This is a genomic window from Marinomonas aquimarina, from assembly GCF_900089755.1.
In the GTDB taxonomy this organism is placed as follows: Bacteria; Pseudomonadota; Gammaproteobacteria; order Pseudomonadales; family Marinomonadaceae; genus Marinomonas; species Marinomonas aquimarina.
The window spans coordinates 118,744-136,741 of sequence record NZ_FLOC01000003.1; the positions used below are offsets into that span (position 1 = coordinate 118,744).

Consider the following 17,998-nt stretch of genomic DNA (forward strand, 5'->3'; position numbering starts at 1 on the left):
GATTAGATTTTTAGACGAGAGAAAACACGACGTGTGTTGTGTTCAAAGATGTCTTGTTTTTGCTCTGCCGTCAAAACCGTGTTGTTGTCGATGTAGCGCTTGGTGTCGTCAAAGTAGTGACCGGTTTCTGGGTCAATACCACGCACGGCACCAATCATTTCTGAAGCGAACAGGATGTTCTTAGTTGGAATGATGTCTAGCAATAGATCGATACCACGCTGATGGTAAACACAAGTATCGAAGTAAATGTTATTCAGTACACGCTCAGCTAGGTCAAACCCTTGGTCTTGCGCTAGGCCGCGGAAGCGTCCCCAGTGGTAAGGTACGGCGCCACCACCATGAGGAATGATGATTTTAAGTTCAGGGAAGTCTTTGAAGACATCCGACATCATCAGTTGCTGGAAACCGGTTGTGTCCGCACCAAGGTAATGGGAGCCTGTGGTGTGGAAACAATCGTTACAAGCAGCAGATACGTGCACCATAGCCGGGATATCGTATTCACACATCTTTTCGTAGATTGGGTAGAAAGAACGATCGCCAAGAGATGCACCGTTCCAGTGACCGCCAGATGGATCTGGGTTTAGGTTGATGCCAATAAAGCCCATCTCTTCCACTGTACGGATAATTTCAGGAACAGATTTCGCTGGATCCACACCTGGAGACTGAGGTAACTGCGCCACCGGCACAAAGTTTTCAGGGAATAGATCACAGACGCGGCGGATTAGATCGTTTTGGTGTTCGGTCCAGTATTGGCTTGTGTGTTCGTTACCAACATGGTGACCCATCCAGCTCGCACGTGGTGAAAAAATGGTTAAGTCAGTGCCACGCTCTTGTTGTAAGCGCAGCTGATTATTGATGATACTTTCGCGGATTTCGTCATCAGTAACGTGGATCGCACCCTTTTCACCAACAAAAGAAGGATCCTTCGCTACTTCAGCTTTCTGCTTATCACGGTATTCACCCACAGCTGGTGGAGTCGTCGTGTAGTGACCATGGCAATCTATAATCATGCTACTGCTCTCTTATACTCTAATTTTTATTGGGAATGGCGACGTGTGTCGTTGTGTAGGCCAGTCTGGCAACCACCATCAGACCTATGCACTACGCCTTAATGTACGCAAAAGTATTAGGAGCAAGCACCTTTTTTACTATTTCATTTTGAATGCATCTGTATTGCATTTTGATATAACCCCCTATTACTTTTTTTCAATAGCAATGTTTTTTCTGAATAAATCAAGTACTTAGGTCATGAAAAATACTTTCAAAAGGGTGCTAAACATCATGGTAAAACCTTGTTTTATATATGTTTTCTAATTAATTACACGATTAAACTATATTTTGTATGTCGTTTTTGGAATATTAAGGGTATGAAAAATTCATTTCTAAATAGGCGCAATTTAATCCATTTTTGTGCCGTTCCTGGTTTTAGCAGTGACCAAGAGCGCTCCAGATACGCCACTTCGCACACAATGTGATGGCAAGACCGATTTAAATATTCTTTATTCGGTCACCAAAGCGCTTTATAAACTCACTATTGTGAGTGCGTAACGGCTACATAAGACAAAAATAACGATCACGGGCCTAGCCCGGACTTGGAGACAAATATGAAATTTGCAAAAAAACTGATGCTTGGTCTAGCCACAGCAGGCATGGCAAGTGCAGCCACAGCAGCTGATCTAACATTGACCGTTGGTCACGTAGACCCACAAGAATGGACGTCATCTAAAAAAGGCGCGGCAACAGAAGTATTCAAAAACCTAGTGGAAGCTGAATCCGGTGGTCGCATCGAAGTGAACGTGTATCCTTCAGGCCAACTTGGTGGTGAGACCGACCTAGTTCAGTCTACTCAAGAAGGCATGATCAGCATGACCATGGTGTCAGGCGCCTTTGCTAAGGTATGTAAAGAAGCATCAGTTCTAGAAATTCCATACTTGTTCCCATCAGCACCTGTTGCATGGGAAGTACTAGACGGCGAATTCGGTAAAGCCTTGTCACAACACTGTCTAGAGCAAACCGGTCTTCGTACCCTTGCTTACGGCGAGACAGGTTTCCGTAACTTCACGAACTCGAAACGTCCTGTAGCAGAACCAGCAGACCTTGAAGGTCTAAAAATCCGCGTGATGACACTGCCTCTTTACGTTGAGATGGTGAAAGCGATGGGCGCTGAGCCAACGCCAATCGCATGGCCTGAAGTACCATCAGCACTGACAACAGGTGTTGTCGATGGCCAAGAAAACCCTGTCAGCGTGATTGATGCGAACAAATTCTACGAGTTCCAAAAGTATCTAACTCTAGATGGTCACGTATACGGTACTGACTTCTTCCTAATCAACGAAGACATTTACCAATCACTTGATCAAGCAGATCAGGAGATCGTTGCGCGTGCAGCACGTGTGGCGGGTACTCTTGGTCGTGCCATCCAGCAGTTTAACTCTGCTAAAGGTCTGAAGTCCCTATCTGAAAACGGTATGGAAATCACCACACCAACTTCTGAGCAACTGGCTAAATTCCAGTCTGCCGCTCAGCCTGCAGTCATTGAATGGCTAAAAGGTGAAGTCGAGCCAGAATGGATCGACCACGTTCAAGCCTCTGTTAAAATCGCTGTAGAAAACTAAGGCTAACTCCTTAGCCTGCCAATAATCGGGGACCCAGTCCCCGATTATTTTCTTAACCCCATTTAGTTATACCCGGAATCGCCCATGATACGCCTTTATAAACGCCTGCTGGCTTTCTTAACTGGCAGCTCACTGTTTGTCATCTTTGCAGTGGTGTTGGTCAGTAGCCTAAGCCGCTACCTGTTGAATTCACCCATCCAATGGAGCGAGGAAATTGCTCGCTACGCCATGATTTATGGCACCATGTTCGGTACGGTGCTGTGTTACTTACACGGTATTCACATCCGCTTTTCGTTTTTAGAGGACGCCGTCAAGCCTGGCTTCAAAAAGGTGTTGAACCTGATTTCTGATGTGGTGGCCATGGTATCGGGTGGGGTACTCGCCTACTCTGGTTACCTATTCATGATGAAACGCGGTGCGATCAATGCGCCTGCCGTTGGCATCCAAATGTATTACTTCCAAGCAGCCATGGTCATCGGTGGTGTACTGCTTGCTATCGCAGCGCTGCTTCGAATCATTGAAATCATGACAAACAAACAAGAGGAAGGTAAGTAATTATGTTGGGCTTTGGTGTCTTACTCGTTCTTCTTGCTATTGGTAGTCCGATTGCATTTGCTATTTTATTGGGGGTTGTCGGCCATGTGTCCACCCTACCATTTAACATCAGCTTGGTGGCGCAGCGTGTCTTTGCCGGTCTAGACTCTTTCTCGATTCTTGCCATCCCACTGTTCGTATTAGCCGGTGAGCTAATGAACGAAAGTGGTATTACTAGCCGCATCATTAACTTCGCTAACGCCTTAGTGGGCCATATGCGCGCCGGTCTGGCTCAAGTAAACATCTGGGCATCGGTCATCTTTGCCGGCCTGTCAGGCTCTGCTGTGGCCGACACCTCAGCTTTGGGTCGTGTCTTCATTCCGACCATGGAAAAAGAAGGCTACCCGCGCTCTTTCGCAGCGGCACTGACGTCAGCCTCCTCTGTGATCGGTCCAATGATCCCACCGAGTATCCCAGTGATCATTTACGCGTTGATCACCACAGGAGTCTCGGTACCTGCGTTGTTCCTTGCGGGTGTAGCACCAGGCTTATTCTTGGCCGCTGGTTTATCGATTTACGTATACATCTTTGCAGGTCATTATGCTGAGTTAAAGCCTAAACAGACCATGAAAGAGCGCATGAAAGCGTTCGTACAAGCTTGGATTCCACTATTCATGCCAATCTTTATCGTCGGTTCGATCCTAACGGGTATCGTAACGCCGACTGAAGCGGCAGCATTTGCGGCAGCCTACGCTCTGATCGCGGGTATGTTTATCTTGCGCACCTTGAAGGTAATCGATCTGCCTGCAATCTTTATCCGTGCCATGCGTGATTCCTCCGTGGTTCTGATCATTATGGCGGTGATCGCGGCGGCCAACTGGCTACTAACGTTCTCTCGCGTGCCTCAGACCGTTTCTGAGTTGGTCTTAGACTCTGTCTCAAGCCCTTGGGTGTTCTTGATCCTAGTGAACGTGATCCTATTAGTGATTGGTCTGTTCCTAGAAGGGATCGCAGCCATGTTGATCCTGTTGCCGATCCTTCACCCAATTGCCATGTCATTGGGCATTGATCCGGTTCACTTTGGTATCGTGGTGATCTTTAACTTGATGATTGGTTTGGTGACACCACCAATGGGGATCTGTTTATTCGTCTCCAACTCAATAGCCAACGTCGGCATCGCGGCCATCTCACGCCAGATTATGCCAATGTTCCTAGTCGAGCTAGCAGTGCTGTTGCTGATTACCTTCGTACCAAGCACAGTCACCTTCCTACCAAGCTTATTTGGCTATTAGCCTTACCAATATTCAAAGGGCGCCTCTGGCGCCCTTTTTTTGGTTAAATTCCCCCTAGCACGCCACTTTGACCTAACCGTTATCAATTCCTCAGCGATTTCCAACAAATCGATACAAACCGTGCATCTCATAACATAATTTGAAACTGAGCACGTGCTGTGAAGGGATCGAGGGGGCAGAGCAAGCTAAATACTTGATTACGAATGGCTGCCATTTACTACAAGGCTTTTACTTTTCACCCGCCGTCACCTTAGAAGAGCTTAGCGAAGCCGTCGCTACGGCGCAGTTGCGCTATGATGAAATTGAATTATTTTGAAGAGGCTAAGCACTGCAGCACTTGCTCGCGCCACAGAGCAAGGTCTGCACCAGTCGCCTTCTCAGTTAAACAAAGCTGCTGCACAGGCAGTGCTTCCAACTCCGCTTTAATTGACTCAGGCACCATATTTGATTGAGCAAAATCGACGATTAATTGCACTTCGTTACGCATCACCAAGGCGACCATATCACTTGGGTAATACACCTTGGCCCCCAGCAGTTCCGTTCGGTTAGTCCAAGGCTCATCGTCTATAAAAGCGATAATGTCAGCCTCACGCTGTTGGATTAAGGCTTGCGCTAACTGGTAGCAATGGGTGTCAATGCCAACCATGATCAACTTAGGCAATGGCTGCTTTCTGCCCAGCCAGCGTACTCCAATACGTTGCAACCACCTCATTTATGCGGCCTCTCTACACTGGTTTGGGTAAGAACACCAAGCGCCCATCGATTTCACCTTGTACTAGGGGCTGCTGATACAAGGGCTGCAAATGCTCAAGGGTTAACAATTTATCAGCGCGGCCCATTAATGCTGGACGATCTGGATAAAGCAACAATACATGACTGCACCATGTCGCGGCCAAATTCACATCGTGTAACGACATTACCACTAGCTTATCGGACTGCGCTTTGCGTTGTAATAATCTCATCACTGCCACTTGGTGATGCAAATCCAAATGATTGGTAGGCTCGTCCACCAGCCAAACAGAAGGATCTTGCGTCAGTAAAGCCGCCAAAGCCGTTCTCTGACGCTCACCGCCGGATAGCTGACTCACAGAACGCTCACTCAACGCCGACAATTCAAGATACGCCAACGACGCTCTCGCCATGGCAATGTCGGCATCGGTTTCCATTTCCCAGGGCGATAGGTGCGGAAAACGCCCCAATAGTGCGGTTTCCAAAACCGTGGCAGGGAAGCCATCTTGATGTTCTTGGAACATTACCCCTACTTGTTGCGCAAGGCTAAGACGGTGCCAATCAGAAAGCGGCTTATGCGCTAAGGACACGCTACCAGAACGAGGCGTGACGAGACCCGCCAGAGTGTGTAATAGAGTGGTTTTACCCACTCCATTCGGTCCGAGGATCCCCCACATTTGCCCTGACTCAATGGCCAGCTCTAACGGATGAGGCTCTCTTAAAGGAATATCCAGCACCAAAGAGTGTGTTGACAATGTCATACTCGCCCCCGACGCAATAAAAATAAGAAGGTGGGCACCCCTAACAAGGCCGTGATCACCCCTACTGGCAATTGCTCTGGGGCAATGACAGTTCGAGCCAAAGTATCCGCTAAGGTGACCAAGGTACCGCCGGCTAAGGCACAGGCGGGCAATATCAAGCGCTGATCATTACCCAATACCAAGCGCAACATATGCGGCACAACTAACCCCACAAAACCAATGCTACCTGCCGTGGTAACGGCCACAGCGGTTAACAGGCTAGCAATGACAAACACAAGCCGTTCCAGCTGTTTCACATTGACCCCTAATGCCGCCGCCTGCATCGGCCCTCTGGCGAGCACATTTAAACTGCGCCCTAGGGGCATTAACACAAAGCAAATAGGTACCAAAACCAGCCAAGCCAACCAAGGTGTGTGAGCATAAGACAAATCGCCCATCAGCCAGAACAGCATACCTGGGATTTTTTGTGGCGGCGCCAGGGCCAACATCAAGGTAATGCATGCCCCCCAACCGGCAGCAATCACCACACCGGTAAGTAACAAACGCATGGGCGACGCACGCCCTACCCCTTGCGCCAAACCAAACACCAACAGAGTCGACAATACCGCACCAATGAATGCCGCACCCGATAGGAAAACGCCTGTGATGCCCGCGAGAATCGCCAATAACGCCGCCACCGAAGCGCCTCCGGAGATCCCCAGTACATAAGGGTCGGCCAGTGGATTACGCAACAAGATTTGCATCAAGGCCCCTGCTACGGCCAACAAACCGCCGGTAGCGAAAGCCGCTAATACCCGCGGCACCCTAAGTTCCCAAACCAAGGTCTGGTTTAACAAGGAGCCCTGACCCTGAAATGCCTGCCACAGTTGTTCAAGGGAAAGCGCGACACTGCCTTGTGTCACCGCAGCGATGACGCACACTAAGGAGACGATCGTCAGGGTTAACAGCGGCCAAATCAGATATCGCGGTGCAATCATAATGTCCCTTAACCGCGCTGCTGTCGCGCAACGTCCAACTTCTCACACATAATGCGCGCACCGTCGAGTAAACGTGGCGTAGGTCGCTGAATCAAAGACGGTGGAATAAAGAACAAGTTATCACGCTGCGTGGCTAATAATTCTGGGAAGGCACGCCATTTTTCGAGCCACTTAGCATTACGCTCCCCCATACCACCGGCCAGAATGGCTTCTGGGTTTTTAATTAATACCGACTCTTGGTTCAAGCGCGGAATCAGACGCGGAGAGTCTGCAAAAACATTCACACCGCCACAAAGAGTGACCACTTTACTGATGTAATGGCGACTGTTCATCGACATCAATGGTTCATCCCAAACCTGATAGAAGGTCGCCACTGGTGCGGCGCTTTGATAACGATCAGCAAGCGCTTGAATACCAGCAAGGAAGTCATCGGCCGCCTTGAAACCCGCCCCCTCAGTACCAGATAAAATCGCCATATCCTTGATGTTATCAGCGATGTCTTCAAAATCATGCGGCTCAACGTAATACACCGTCAAACCGATACGCTCTAAGGTCGCAATCTGCTCACTGGGATTGCCCGTGCCCCAAGCCAGCACTAGATCGGGCTTCAAACTCACTACACGCTCTAAGTCCAAGCGAGTGTGGCTGCCAACCGAGGTGACTTGCTTCGCTTCAGGTGGATAATCACTAAAGGACACCACTGCCACCACCTTTTCACCGGCCCCCGCGGCATAGATCAGTTCTGTGGCCCCTGGCGACAAGGCGGCAATGCGTTGCGCCGGTTGCGCCATACAGACTTCGCGCTGTTTATCATCTTCGACACACAACCCTCGTGCCCAGGCACTCTCTGCGATCAAGATCGCAGAGAGCAGCCCCAGTAAAAGTGTCATCAGATGACGAGGTAGAAAAAATAATGAGGTCATTAAAAGGCCGAGTAATTAACCGTTAGGAAAGCACCCACGCCAGGATTGCTATAACCTTGCGCGGTTTGGTAAGACTTATCCAAAGCGTTCTTGACCGTCAATTTAGCATTCCAGTTGTCCGCAAAGTCATAACTCGCACGCAGGTTTAGCAAGCCATAACCTGGTAACAAGGTGTCATTTTCTGCATCGTCATAACGATCACCATAGGTCGCGAATGTCATCCCCAATGAGAAGTCCTCAAAGTGTCGATCCACATCAAAACGAGCACTCTTGTTGGCTCGACGGACCAAACGGTTGCCCTTCACCGCGCCGTCGCTTAGGTTTTCGGTATCCATCAGCGTCGCCGCAATAGCAAATGACCATTGCTCAATATCGGTGCCTGCAGCCAGCTCCAAGCCCTGCACACGTGCCGCTTCAATATTACCAACAGTTGGGTAGTTCCAAGCAATCAGATCGTCGTAGTCCGCTTGATAGATGGCCGCATCCCAGTAGCTCTGTTGGTAACCCCCACGTACGCCGATTTCAAATGATTCTGACGTTTCGGGACGGATTTCATTGGCCAGCGTGTAGCCCCAGTTTTCTGCATTCATGGAGTTAAATGTCGGCGCCGTAAAAGACGTACGACCACTCACACGGAAGGTGTGCACATTGTCCAACTGGTAGCCAAACGCGACCCCACCAGTGGTTTGCGTATCGTATTCATCGTAATGATCGGCACGAATGTTTAACTGCACACTAAACGGGCCAAATTCAGACAAGGATTGTGCAAAAACACTGTTATTGGTGCGTTCTTTGGCATAAGACCCAGCAAAACTGTCTTTGACGTGTTCAGCGCCCACCACAAACTCATGATCACCTAACCACAGGGTGTTATTCCAGCGTACGCCCTGAGACTTGCTATTGTAGTAAGTCCCTGTTTCGATGCCGGCATCGTTTAAGATGTCGTAATCATCACGGGATTCACGCACTTGCAGTTCCGATTGCCAGTTTTCAGTGACATCAACACCGGCCGTTAACGCCAACACTTGGTTAATGTAATCATTGCTGCGCAGACTGCCACTTGAGGTAGTGTAGTCAGACTCACCTTCGGCTCGCATCATGAGGGCTTTTAGATAAGCGCCACTATCGAATTCGTAGCCAAAACGTGCCATCACATGGTCATTTGAATAGCCCATGTCCCCTGCGCCCTCTTTGACCTCTTCACCATCGGTTTTAAAGGAGCCAACCGACAATAAGTAGCTCGCGTTACCAGTGGTCCCAGAAACGGAAGCGTCCGCTTGACGTGTCCCAAAAGAGCCTGCGCCGACGGAAAGATTCGCTTGGCTGTCTTGACCCGCTTCTGGTAAGAATACCTGCACGACGCCGCCGGCAGCGCTAGAACCATACAATGAAGACTTAGGCCCACGCACAATCTCGATACGATCTACCTGCGCCATCGGTAAGTACTGCCAAGATGACGAACCCAGCGAGTGTGATTGAATCGGCACACCGTCGACCAAAAGCTTCGTGCCGGTGCTGTTCGAGCCACGGGTATAAAGGCTCATGCTTTTGCCATAACCGCCGTTGGTAACTATGTCGACACCTGGCTGTGCCGCCAGCAATTCGGTGATTTCGTGCGGTTGTTGTTTGTCGATGTCTTGTTGATCAATCACGGTCACAGAGGTCAGCGATTGTGCTTGGGTAACTTCTGTAGTGGTGGCCGTCACCACCAGCTGTGCAAGTGTTTGTGAGTCATCTGCAAGCACCATTTGAGTTGAGCTTGCCGCAAGAATAGCCAGTGCCGTTGCCGACTTTGCAAACACTGGAGAAGAATGAAATTGAGTCATCATTGAAATGTCTTTTTGTACACTGCACACGCCCGTACAGTGATCAATGTTTGGCTTGCAAGCACAAGCCCCCTAGGTCTAAAGGCAGGTCTCCGGACTGATAAAGCAGCTACGACTCACTTTGTCGCCTTCCCATGGATACCCACAGTGGCGTTATGACAAAGCTTTACTTTAAATACCGTTGCGGGGGCAGCGTCAGACTCTCACTGACTTCCCTCTTCGTGCCGTACTTAAGTTGGCAACCTCTAGCGGCGCGTACTCTAACACAAGCACGCTGACGGTTGAATGAAAGCCTCTCACGTGACGATCAAAAACTCGATCACAGAAGTTTTTCAACAACCCCATTGCGTTATAAGCCACGCTAATTATCATGCTAGCTTATGGATGAATCGTTTCTTCACAAGGCTGTGGTCATTCTACCGTGGAGATTTATCGTGTTTCGTATGGCGATGGTAATAGGCAGTTTAGTAGTCGCTTTACCACTCTTTGCAGACACCAATGCAAAAGTTGCGCGCATCAATTCCGTTTATGATGCCGACACTTTTAGAGTGGACATCAGTAATTGGCCAGATATTGTAGGCAAGAATATTCCCGTTCGCGTGAACGGCGTTGACGCGGCAGAAATACGCGGCAAATGTCTGAGTGAAAAGCAACAAGCAAAAGCCGCACGTGATTACACGCGCAGGTTCCTAGAAAGCGGTCACACCATTGAGCTACGCAACATTCAACGGGGTAAATACTTTCGTTTGTTGGCAGACGTGTACGTCGATGGCGCATCACTCTCGGAGGCGCTGATCGCCTCCGGCCATGCACGCACCTATCATGGAGGTACGCGCCAAGGCTGGTGTGCGTATAACTAGAAGAGATTAGCTTTTGATTTTGGGTGGCGTCTTAGCCAGGGATTTGGGACGCTTCTCCCAACTTACTTTGACTTCAAACTGCTGCCGCCCTTCGTCTTCACTGGCACTCACTTTGAGGCGCAACAACCCTTTCGGCAGGAGTTCCATCGGGCTGTCTTTGCCGTCACTGAACTCCATTTTTCCCTTTTCAACACCCTTTGCTAGGGCCTGCAGCACCTCTTGAATATCGTCCGCTTCAACCAGTGCTTCGTGTTTAAATTCTGTTTTTGACTTCATGTTCTACTAAGAATAAATATGTTTGAGTGATTTCGCAGGTAATTGCTTGATCACTGGGTAATCACAGCTGATACCGACGATACCAAGCTTTTTACTGATAATGGTCGCGCCCATGCCCATGCCTGGCAGCTGTTCCATTTTGCGAGAGTTCTCATCGAGGGTGATATCCCCTTCCACGTGAACCAAGCCTTTTTTAATGGCAATACGCTGCCCGTGGACTTTATTGACGTGCCCCTGCACCACCACTTTAACCCCTGACTTATGAATGGCTTTCACGCCACGTTGCGTCAACGGCAAATCTGCATCACGGTATTTGGTACGGAAGGTATTGGCCAAAGGACTGTAATAGAAGCCAAATAAATCACGACGCTGTAGGTTGCGATGGAAGGCACGATTGGCGTAGCGCGTACCATTCTTTAACAGCATTTGCCCCATGACGTCGTCCAACCCAGCGTGCAAGAATAAGAAAGAGCCACGTTTTTCCACCAGCTTCATTTTGCGGAAGAACCAACTGAACTCCCCTTTTTTGCCCAGGAACATCTTCTGACACTGCATGGACGCTGCATACACATGACGCAACGTCAAACCAGCTTCAAGACAATGACGCTCGAACTTTTCAACCTTGGACTGCATCTTGCGCACTTCTCGGTCGATCCCTTCGGCAGTCAAGAAACCCGCCGCATGGAAAGGAAATTCATTAAACCAGTCTTCGTTCGGGAACAGAATACGACGACAAGTAGCTTCGTCTGGTACCTTCTTTTCCCATTTTGTGCCATCGAGATATTGCTCAAACACCTCTTTAAACAGAGGCACAATTTTCTTACCCATACGTACAAAGAAGTGCTGATTACCCACGTCTTTCTTACGTGAAATGGCCAATAATCCCATCCGCAAGCGCAGATCGTGGTTACCCGCTAACAGGGTTACCTTGGCTTTAATCTTGTACAAATGCTTAAGACTACGTAGCAACTCTAGGTTACTTGGGCCTTTGTCTAAACAATCGCCCCCGACCATAATCTCGGCCTTTTTGCCAAACTTAGTTAGCTTCAGGTGTCTTAAACCTGGTTTGGTACGCTCGACTACCCCCGCAGCGATTAAAGACGCTTCAAACGCCTCGGCATCCGCATGGGGGTCTGAGATAAACACCACAGGACGGCTCGGCCAGCGCACTTTCTTTTTCCAGTACTTATTCAGCACTTGGTGCGTATCCAAAGCTTTGTGGTTAAACGAGCAATTTTCTCGCGGCCACAAGGCGACGTTGGTCGGAATACGTGCGCGGATTTCCTCATGTAGAGGGGATTTTACGATGGAGGGTAATTTGTTTTGCATAATAAACGAGACACCTTAGTCTGTCTGGGTCAGTTAATCCGGAGCATCTTGCAGCTTACGTTGCTTCCAATCTCCGAACAGCTGATTTGTCTTGTTGCCAACCAATTCCAAAACCACTGGATGCCCATAGTGCATGCTAAATCGTTTAATATCGCAAAACTTCATGACATTCATATGAAATGCGGCATGTCGAATCGAAGCACCATGACCAACAAACAGTTTCACAAGGGGACGTTCTTCGTCCTGTTGCTGCTGTTGCCATGTTTGAATATGCTGCGCGACTCTTTCACCAGCTTGCAGCAAGGATTCTGCGCCGTCAAATGGTAGACAATAATGGCTATCCGATTTCCAGCCTTCGGGGGCGTCATCAAACCTTGGATCCAGCGCTAAAATACGCTCAATCTCATCGACACTCAGGTTGGCCACAGCCCCCACACTGCGTTCACACAATGTAGGGTAACTGCGTACTTCAGGTTCCCCGGCAAAGAAACCGGCGAGCTCTTCTTTATAAATAGTCGCCGTCTGCCAAGCGCGCAGCAGACTAGAGGCATCAATTTCAGGTGCCACTCTGTGCCCTGATGACAACAGCCACGCTTTAAACAAGCGCGCCTGTCGACGCACTTCTTGCTCGCCTTCCGCGGTGAGAGGGTACGGCTGTAGCGCGCTAGGGACATTCTTTAGCTGTTCATACGCCCCATGTCGAATCAAAGCACAGATGGCCATTACAAGTTCTCCAGCAGTTCAAACGCTCGATCAAAATCAATGCGTCCTGTTAAACGATAGACCTTAACCGGCGCCAATGCTTGGCTGTAATGCGCAAGGGACGCCAATTCGTTTAAATCAGAGCAGAATTCACCCGCTTGGTTTTGATAAAACGGTCCAGGGCGTTTGCGTAGACCGTCTATCACTGGCGCTTCATTGGCCAAATCGACTTCTAGCAATGCGGTTGGCACTGCACTATCCAGTGACCAGTCCAGCATCACCAAATTGGCCAGCTGACCTTCGGTCGCAACACGGCCTTGGCCATACTCGTCTTCGATCTGCACATCGTACTTTTCTTCTAACGACCAAAGCTCAGCCGTACTCAAAGCCAATAGTGCTTGCTGACGCGACTCAGGTAAGATGTGTTTTAAACGCTCGGCGTTGAGCAAGGTGCCCGGATTCACCCGCGGCAATTTCGCGATCCCCACCCCATGAACCTGTTCACCGCTGCGTTTAAACAACAGACGATCATTGGTGATAAAGTCACGCCCACTGTCTTCTAAGCAACGTAGCATCAAGGTAGATTTCCCGCCGCCAGAACCCGCCGCAATCGCAGTCATTTTGCCATCACGCACAAACGCCGAAGCATGGCCTAACTCATAGCCTTGGCTAAGATAATGATTCAAACATTGGTTATTAATGAAGTTCACAATTTGCGCCAGATTCTGACCACAAGGTCCCACCACGGTAGGCTTTTCATTGGCTTGCAGCAGCGTTAACCCTGTCTTAAATTTCTTAATCCAACGGGCTCCCGGCCAAGCGTCTAAGTAGCCTTCTTTGCGACCAGTTTTACCAGCCTCACGGGGGACTTCGAGCCATTCTAACTCATCCCCTACCACCGCATGCTCAACCACATACAAGGCGATATTATGACGCGCTTCAGAGTGGCCAAGATAGCTTTTGTAATAGCGATCTAGCTCATCCAACAAAGCGGCATTATTACTAAACACCTGAATACCGACGTCGGCGAATACGTAACCACGCTGATGCTCACAGACGGCTTGCAGCGTTTGTAGCTGGGCTTGATCAAACAAATCGGTCAGCATTTCAAGACTCCTTTTTGCTGTACTTGCTTCAGCACATACTGCGCATAGGCTTCTGCTGCATCCACCTGACAGCCTTCCAAGGCGCCTTTAAAGCCACCAAATGCGGATACTTCAAATACCACTGGACCCTGATCCGTAAGAGCAATGTCCACCGTGGTAAAGCTCAAGTTAAAGCAAGCTTGCGCCTTACGGCCCAGCTCAATCAGCTCTTCACTTGGCTCAAACAATTCATAATGGCCGCCACTGTGAATGGTGGTATTCCATGAATCCTTGTTCCCTACACGGGCGTAAGTACACAGATACTCGCCCCCCAAGAACACCATCCCCAAATCTTTGCCATCCAATTTAACCGTTTGCTGCATGTAGTAAAGACTGTTGTCTTGGCGATACTCCGCCAAGGCTTGACGCAACTCGCTCTCCGGTTGCTCCGCTGTCAACATCACCATACCGCGTGCCTTGGTCGAATACAGCGGTTTCAGGATCACCGAACCAAACTCATGCACGATTTGTAATGCCTGCTCTAGGTCTTCGGTGATACGCGTCTTAGGCATAGGCACACCGCCCTGCTGCAACGCTAAGGTGCCACTTAAACGATTAATAAGCTGACCAATCGTCTGTGCTGAACTGAACATGGGTACGCCCAGTTTTTCAATATGTGACAACACATGTATACGATCCTCAGTACTTGGAGCGTACACCTCGCTGATCTTTTTAACGATAATGCCATCAAGCTGAGCAAGATCCAGATCACCAAACATCAGTTGGTTGCTGTCCAGTCGTAACTCCACTTTGGCCATATCAATGACAGCGCGAAATCCGGTAAGGGCTTCTAAACGGTCCGCCAAGACTTCTGTTGACCATTTTCCAGGGATTCCTACCACCCCAATTTTGGGCTTATTCACTATATAACTCCTTAAGTGGAAGCTTAAACTTGGCTTCCTTTTCGGCTGGCAAAGCGGCCAACGTTTCTAATAAGTAGCGAGCACGAAGGTGCATACGCGAAGACAATTTTTTATCCAAAACAAAACGTGTTGAGCTGGCGAAAGAACGGGCTAAACCTGCGGCCATACGCAGTTCATAAGTCGAGTCTTGGTACCGTTTAGCAAAGCGTCGACCAAATTGATACACCTGTTTGGCGCACGCCATCATCAAGGCTCGCTGTTTCGGCTCTAATATCTGCATGCGATAAATGGATACCATCAACACGGTGAGATCCTGCACATAATCAAAATAACTTGAACGATGTAAGTCGATAAAATAAATGTGCTTTTCAACCCCATCAAAAATGAGGTTGTCGACGTTAAAATCACCGTGAATCATCACTGAAAATGGTGCTGGCCAGCGCCCTTCTTGGACGGCGACACAGCCCACTAGATGGCTAAAACTTGGCTTAACCACGCCACAGATACGTTGCTCGGGAGCAAAATATTCTGGATGTACAGCCATGCAGTCTTTTATGCGCTTAGTGAGCTGCTGCATAAAATGCGCCTGAGCGGGCTCTTTGCTCAAGGTATCCTGCCAAGTTTTCTGCAGCGTTTTAAACAGTGTTTTCAAGGCCAATTCTAATGGCTTTTCTTTGCCTTCACGCAGCAATGATTCCAGCGTTTTGCCAGGAATGTGTTCGATCAGTAACGCCGATGTTTCGCCATCGTTTTCACTTTGCATTAGCACATCCGGCGCCAATTTGGGGTTGATCTTACGCCAGTTCTCCACCCCTTGAACTTCTTCGTCGATTTTGTCCTGATCCCCTTCTTTATACACCGCCAGTACTCTTTGTCCCGACTCATCCTCATGAGTCAAAGAAGCAATGGCACTGCCGGAGCGCGTTAGCGCGAGGCGCTTCACCTTTAAATCATCAAGTTCGTAATTAAGTGACGCAGAGACGTGTTTAAGATGGCGATAGTTTTTTAGGGTCGCCACGTGACCAAGGTCTATCTTAATAAGGGCTTCTGCCACTTTAGTAAGCAGCTTGATCAAGCGCTTTAAGTGGGCGTTGCCGTGTATCGCGGCATTCAGTTCCTCATCACTCACCAAATGCTTCTGCTTCAGAGTGTGAACCTGGACTTCATCAAACAGCAGCGCCAGCTTATCGGCTCTGCGCGCTACCTTGATACTGGTTCGACGGACTTCCGTATAGAAACCAAACTTAATCAGCTGGATGGAGCGGTTCAAATGCTTGATGAATTTCAGCGTTTGGCTAGCAGCTGGGGGGCGATATTCATAGGCTAAAGTGGCCGCATCAATACATTCGGTTAATCCCGCTGCGAGCTCGGATAACGCATTAGCGAAACCACGCACCGCAATCACACGATTGTAGTAGGCAGTACCAAGCTTGCGGCGCTCCAACATTTGCGCGCAACTAAGCTCAACCTTCTCTCGTAAGGTTTGTACGTATCCGCCACGAGCTCTCATACGAATGAGAATATCGGGGGAACCTGTTTTGCAAAACAACTGAGCAAAGTCACCGTGCTTAACAAGTTCGCCAAGCAAAAAAGTGAGGTCTTCCTGAACAGCGCTAAAGGGGGATGCGACAGACATGTTAGCTCTAAAGTAAATCCATAACCTTACACTATAATGAGACTAACAAGGTTACAGTCACATTAAAACCCTATAAATATTAGTCAGTTACTGTAAAATTAAAACCGTCACCCGCAAAATGCACAAATAATATCTAAATAGTTTGCAGATAAAGTGTAAGTTTTATAAAGAAATACGTCCGACTAATTCACCTCTCCTTTAGCCACTTCGTATTCATAAAATACACATAACAATACAAGCCTATTACAGACACCTGTTGGCTTTGCTTTGATAGTAAATCAATATATTCCTGCAAACATTTACTCTAGCGATAAGGGTGGCTACGCTTGATTATGAAAAATGCTGAATCAGATAACCTTAGTAATCCAAATGACGGTTCATAACGTAGTTAAGTGCTTGTAAATAAATAACTTATATCTAGATGATGTCACATGTGGACTACCTAGATTAGAGCGTTCCAAGATTTGAGTTGTAAAGGAAATAGCGTTCAAATTTCAGTGGATACACTTTTTGACGATACATTTTGCTTCTACGTCACTGCAGGGAAATCAAAACTATGACCGTAAGCCAAATGTAATACGAGGAAATCCCCATGTTGTTTCAATCAAAAAAAACAGCACAACGTATTGCGGAATTGGAAAAGGAATTAGCGGCATTCCATAGTATTCGCAGGGACCTACAAGAGACGATGTTGTATTTTGCTGTCGATCAGCAAGGCAACTTTATCGAAGCTAACCCAGGCTTTCTGGAATCCTGTGGTTTTCGTTTCGAAGAGTTAGGCAAGCTTTCTCGCCATATCTCAGACAAAGCCAAATACAAAGCGCACTTCCAGCAAATGCTTGAAGCCATCCAAGATTGCCGCCATTGGCATGGCGCCATGCAGTTTATCGACAAAGAAGGTATGGAGCGCTGGTATCGCGTCATTCTACAACCCATTCCGAATAAGACAGGCACGCACCTTTCGGCCTACTGTGTCGAATTGACCCGTACCATTTCTGAGTCTCGTCAACACGATGACATGCTCGCGGCGCTACACCGCTCGCAAGCAGTGATTGAGTTCAGCGTGGATGGCATCATCCTCGATGCCAATGACAACTTCCTGCAGGGCATGGGCTACAGCAAGGGCCAGATTCTCGGTAAACATCATCGTATTTTTTGTCACCCCAGTGAAGCTGAATCAAGTGAGTATCAGGAATTTTGGCGCACTCTGGCCTCAGGGAAGTTTTTCTCTGGACGATTCCGCCGAGTGGGTAGCCATGGCCATGATATCTGGCTAGAAGCGACTTATAACCCGGTTCATGATGATAATGGTGAACTTTATAAGGTGGTGAAGTTTGCTTCAGTCGTGACCGACCAGGTGAAGCGTGAACAAGCGATCGCCGATGCCTCGGAAGTCGCCTACACCATTTCCCAACAAACTGGGCAGCAATCCACAGAAGGCATAGCAGTGATTAAGCGCACCATTGATACCATGCAAGAGCTGACCTCTTATATGAGCAACGCCAGCGATGGTATTACTGCACTGGACAC

Annotated in this window: 17 protein-coding genes, 1 pseudogene and 1 riboswitch; of the genes and pseudogenes, 6 read left to right on the forward strand and 12 right to left on the reverse strand. The window is 48.6% G+C overall.

From position 1 onward, the window contains the following. Positions 1 to 2 precede the first annotated feature (2 nt). The gene (locus tag MAQ5080_RS04205) at positions 3 to 1,010 is read right to left on the reverse strand and encodes an amidohydrolase family protein (protein ID WP_067207166.1); all 1,008 of its coding nucleotides are present in this window, start codon (positions 1,008 to 1,010) and stop codon (positions 3 to 5) included. 594 nt (positions 1,011 to 1,604) lie between these two features. Between MAQ5080_RS04205 and MAQ5080_RS04210 the strand changes: the two genes are divergently transcribed. The 4 genes from MAQ5080_RS04210 (at position 1,605) to MAQ5080_RS17715 (ending at position 4,757) form a co-directional block, all read left to right on the forward strand. Further along, entirely contained in the window at positions 1,605 to 2,615 is a 1,011-nt protein-coding gene (locus MAQ5080_RS04210) for a DctP family TRAP transporter solute-binding subunit (protein WP_067207163.1), read from the forward strand. An 84-nt stretch (positions 2,616 to 2,699) separates the two neighbouring features. Further along, complete coding sequence (locus MAQ5080_RS04215; RefSeq protein ID WP_067207161.1) at positions 2,700 to 3,170, forward strand: TRAP transporter small permease; 471 nt, start codon at positions 2,700 to 2,702, stop codon at positions 3,168 to 3,170. Positions 3,171 to 3,172: 2 nt separating this feature from the next. Then, the gene (locus MAQ5080_RS04220; RefSeq protein WP_067207159.1) at positions 3,173 to 4,441 is read left to right on the forward strand and encodes a TRAP transporter large permease; all 1,269 of its coding nucleotides are present in this window, start codon (positions 3,173 to 3,175) and stop codon (positions 4,439 to 4,441) included. A gap of 139 nt (positions 4,442 to 4,580) precedes the next feature. After that, the gene (locus tag MAQ5080_RS17715) at positions 4,581 to 4,757 is read left to right on the forward strand and encodes an EAL domain-containing protein (RefSeq protein WP_082861037.1); all 177 of its coding nucleotides are present in this window, start codon (positions 4,581 to 4,583) and stop codon (positions 4,755 to 4,757) included. On the opposite strand, the gene MAQ5080_RS04225 is transcribed toward MAQ5080_RS17715, so the two are convergent. From MAQ5080_RS04225 to MAQ5080_RS04245, 5 genes are read right to left on the reverse strand one after another with little or no spacing between them, the layout of a single operon-like run. Continuing rightward, positions 4,749 to 5,153 carry a nucleoside-diphosphate sugar epimerase/dehydratase gene (locus tag MAQ5080_RS04225; protein WP_156496528.1) on the reverse strand — a complete coding sequence of 135 codons (405 nt, stop codon included), beginning with the start codon at positions 5,151 to 5,153 and terminating at the stop codon, positions 4,749 to 4,751. The two genes, MAQ5080_RS17715 and MAQ5080_RS04225, sit on opposite strands and share 9 nt — an antisense overlap. A 13-nt stretch (positions 5,154 to 5,166) precedes the next feature. After that, positions 5,167 to 5,931, reverse strand: coding sequence for an ABC transporter ATP-binding protein (locus MAQ5080_RS04230; RefSeq protein ID WP_067207155.1), 765 nt, complete (start codon positions 5,929 to 5,931; stop codon positions 5,167 to 5,169). Further along, positions 5,928 to 6,908: a FecCD family ABC transporter permease gene (locus MAQ5080_RS04235; RefSeq protein WP_067207153.1), complete on the reverse strand. Its 981-nt coding sequence runs from the start codon at positions 6,906 to 6,908 to the stop codon at positions 5,928 to 5,930. Before MAQ5080_RS04235 ends, MAQ5080_RS04230 begins: the two co-directional genes overlap by 4 nt. 8 nt (positions 6,909 to 6,916) lie before the next feature. Next, complete coding sequence (locus tag MAQ5080_RS04240) at positions 6,917 to 7,831, reverse strand: cobalamin-binding protein (protein WP_231870798.1); 915 nt, start codon at positions 7,829 to 7,831, stop codon at positions 6,917 to 6,919. After that, on the reverse strand, positions 7,831 to 9,660 hold the full coding sequence (locus MAQ5080_RS04245; RefSeq protein WP_067207152.1) for a TonB-dependent receptor domain-containing protein: 1,830 nt from the start codon (positions 9,658 to 9,660) through the stop codon (positions 7,831 to 7,833). Before MAQ5080_RS04245 ends, MAQ5080_RS04240 begins: the two co-directional genes overlap by 1 nt. A gap of 63 nt (positions 9,661 to 9,723) precedes the next feature. Further along, positions 9,724 to 9,919, reverse strand: a riboswitch (cobalamin riboswitch). A 181-nt stretch (positions 9,920 to 10,100) separates the two neighbouring features. Between MAQ5080_RS04245 and MAQ5080_RS04250 the strand changes: the two genes are divergently transcribed. Then, a complete protein-coding gene (locus MAQ5080_RS04250) occupies positions 10,101 to 10,517 on the forward strand; it encodes a thermonuclease family protein (RefSeq protein ID WP_067207523.1) in 417 nt (138 codons plus the stop codon). Between the two features lie 6 nt (positions 10,518 to 10,523). Here the strand turns inward: MAQ5080_RS04250 and MAQ5080_RS04255 are convergent, their stop codons facing one another. The 6 genes from MAQ5080_RS04255 to MAQ5080_RS04280 are packed head-to-tail and all read right to left on the reverse strand — an operon-like array spanning position 10,524 to position 16,468. Further along, a complete protein-coding gene (locus MAQ5080_RS04255; protein ID WP_067207150.1) occupies positions 10,524 to 10,793 on the reverse strand; it encodes an amphi-Trp domain-containing protein in 270 nt (89 codons plus the stop codon). Between the two features lie 6 nt (positions 10,794 to 10,799). Beyond that, positions 10,800 to 12,122, reverse strand: a complete 1,323-nt coding sequence (locus MAQ5080_RS04260; RefSeq protein ID WP_067207147.1) for a metallophosphoesterase — start codon at positions 12,120 to 12,122, stop codon at positions 10,800 to 10,802. A 33-nt stretch (positions 12,123 to 12,155) separates the two neighbouring features. Beyond that, positions 12,156 to 12,845, reverse strand: a complete 690-nt coding sequence (locus tag MAQ5080_RS04265) for a histidine phosphatase family protein (protein WP_067207145.1) — start codon at positions 12,843 to 12,845, stop codon at positions 12,156 to 12,158. Next, positions 12,845 to 13,930 carry an HprK-related kinase B gene (locus tag MAQ5080_RS04270; RefSeq protein ID WP_067207143.1) on the reverse strand — a complete coding sequence of 362 codons (1,086 nt, stop codon included), beginning with the start codon at positions 13,928 to 13,930 and terminating at the stop codon, positions 12,845 to 12,847. The genes MAQ5080_RS04265 and MAQ5080_RS04270 overlap by 1 nt, the downstream gene beginning before the upstream one ends. After that, complete coding sequence (locus MAQ5080_RS04275) at positions 13,924 to 14,832, reverse strand: GAK system ATP-grasp enzyme (protein WP_067207140.1); 909 nt, start codon at positions 14,830 to 14,832, stop codon at positions 13,924 to 13,926. Before MAQ5080_RS04275 ends, MAQ5080_RS04270 begins: the two co-directional genes overlap by 7 nt. Then, on the reverse strand, positions 14,825 to 16,468 hold the full coding sequence (locus MAQ5080_RS04280) for a phosphotransferase (RefSeq protein ID WP_067207137.1): 1,644 nt from the start codon (positions 16,466 to 16,468) through the stop codon (positions 14,825 to 14,827). Before MAQ5080_RS04280 ends, MAQ5080_RS04275 begins: the two co-directional genes overlap by 8 nt. Before the next feature lie 688 nt (positions 16,469 to 17,156). Between MAQ5080_RS04280 and MAQ5080_RS17760 the strand changes: the two are divergent. Continuing rightward, positions 17,157 to 17,831 (forward strand): annotated as a pseudogene (locus MAQ5080_RS17760) (PAS domain-containing protein); the annotation flags it as partial. Positions 17,832 to 17,998: the final 167 nt, after the last annotated feature.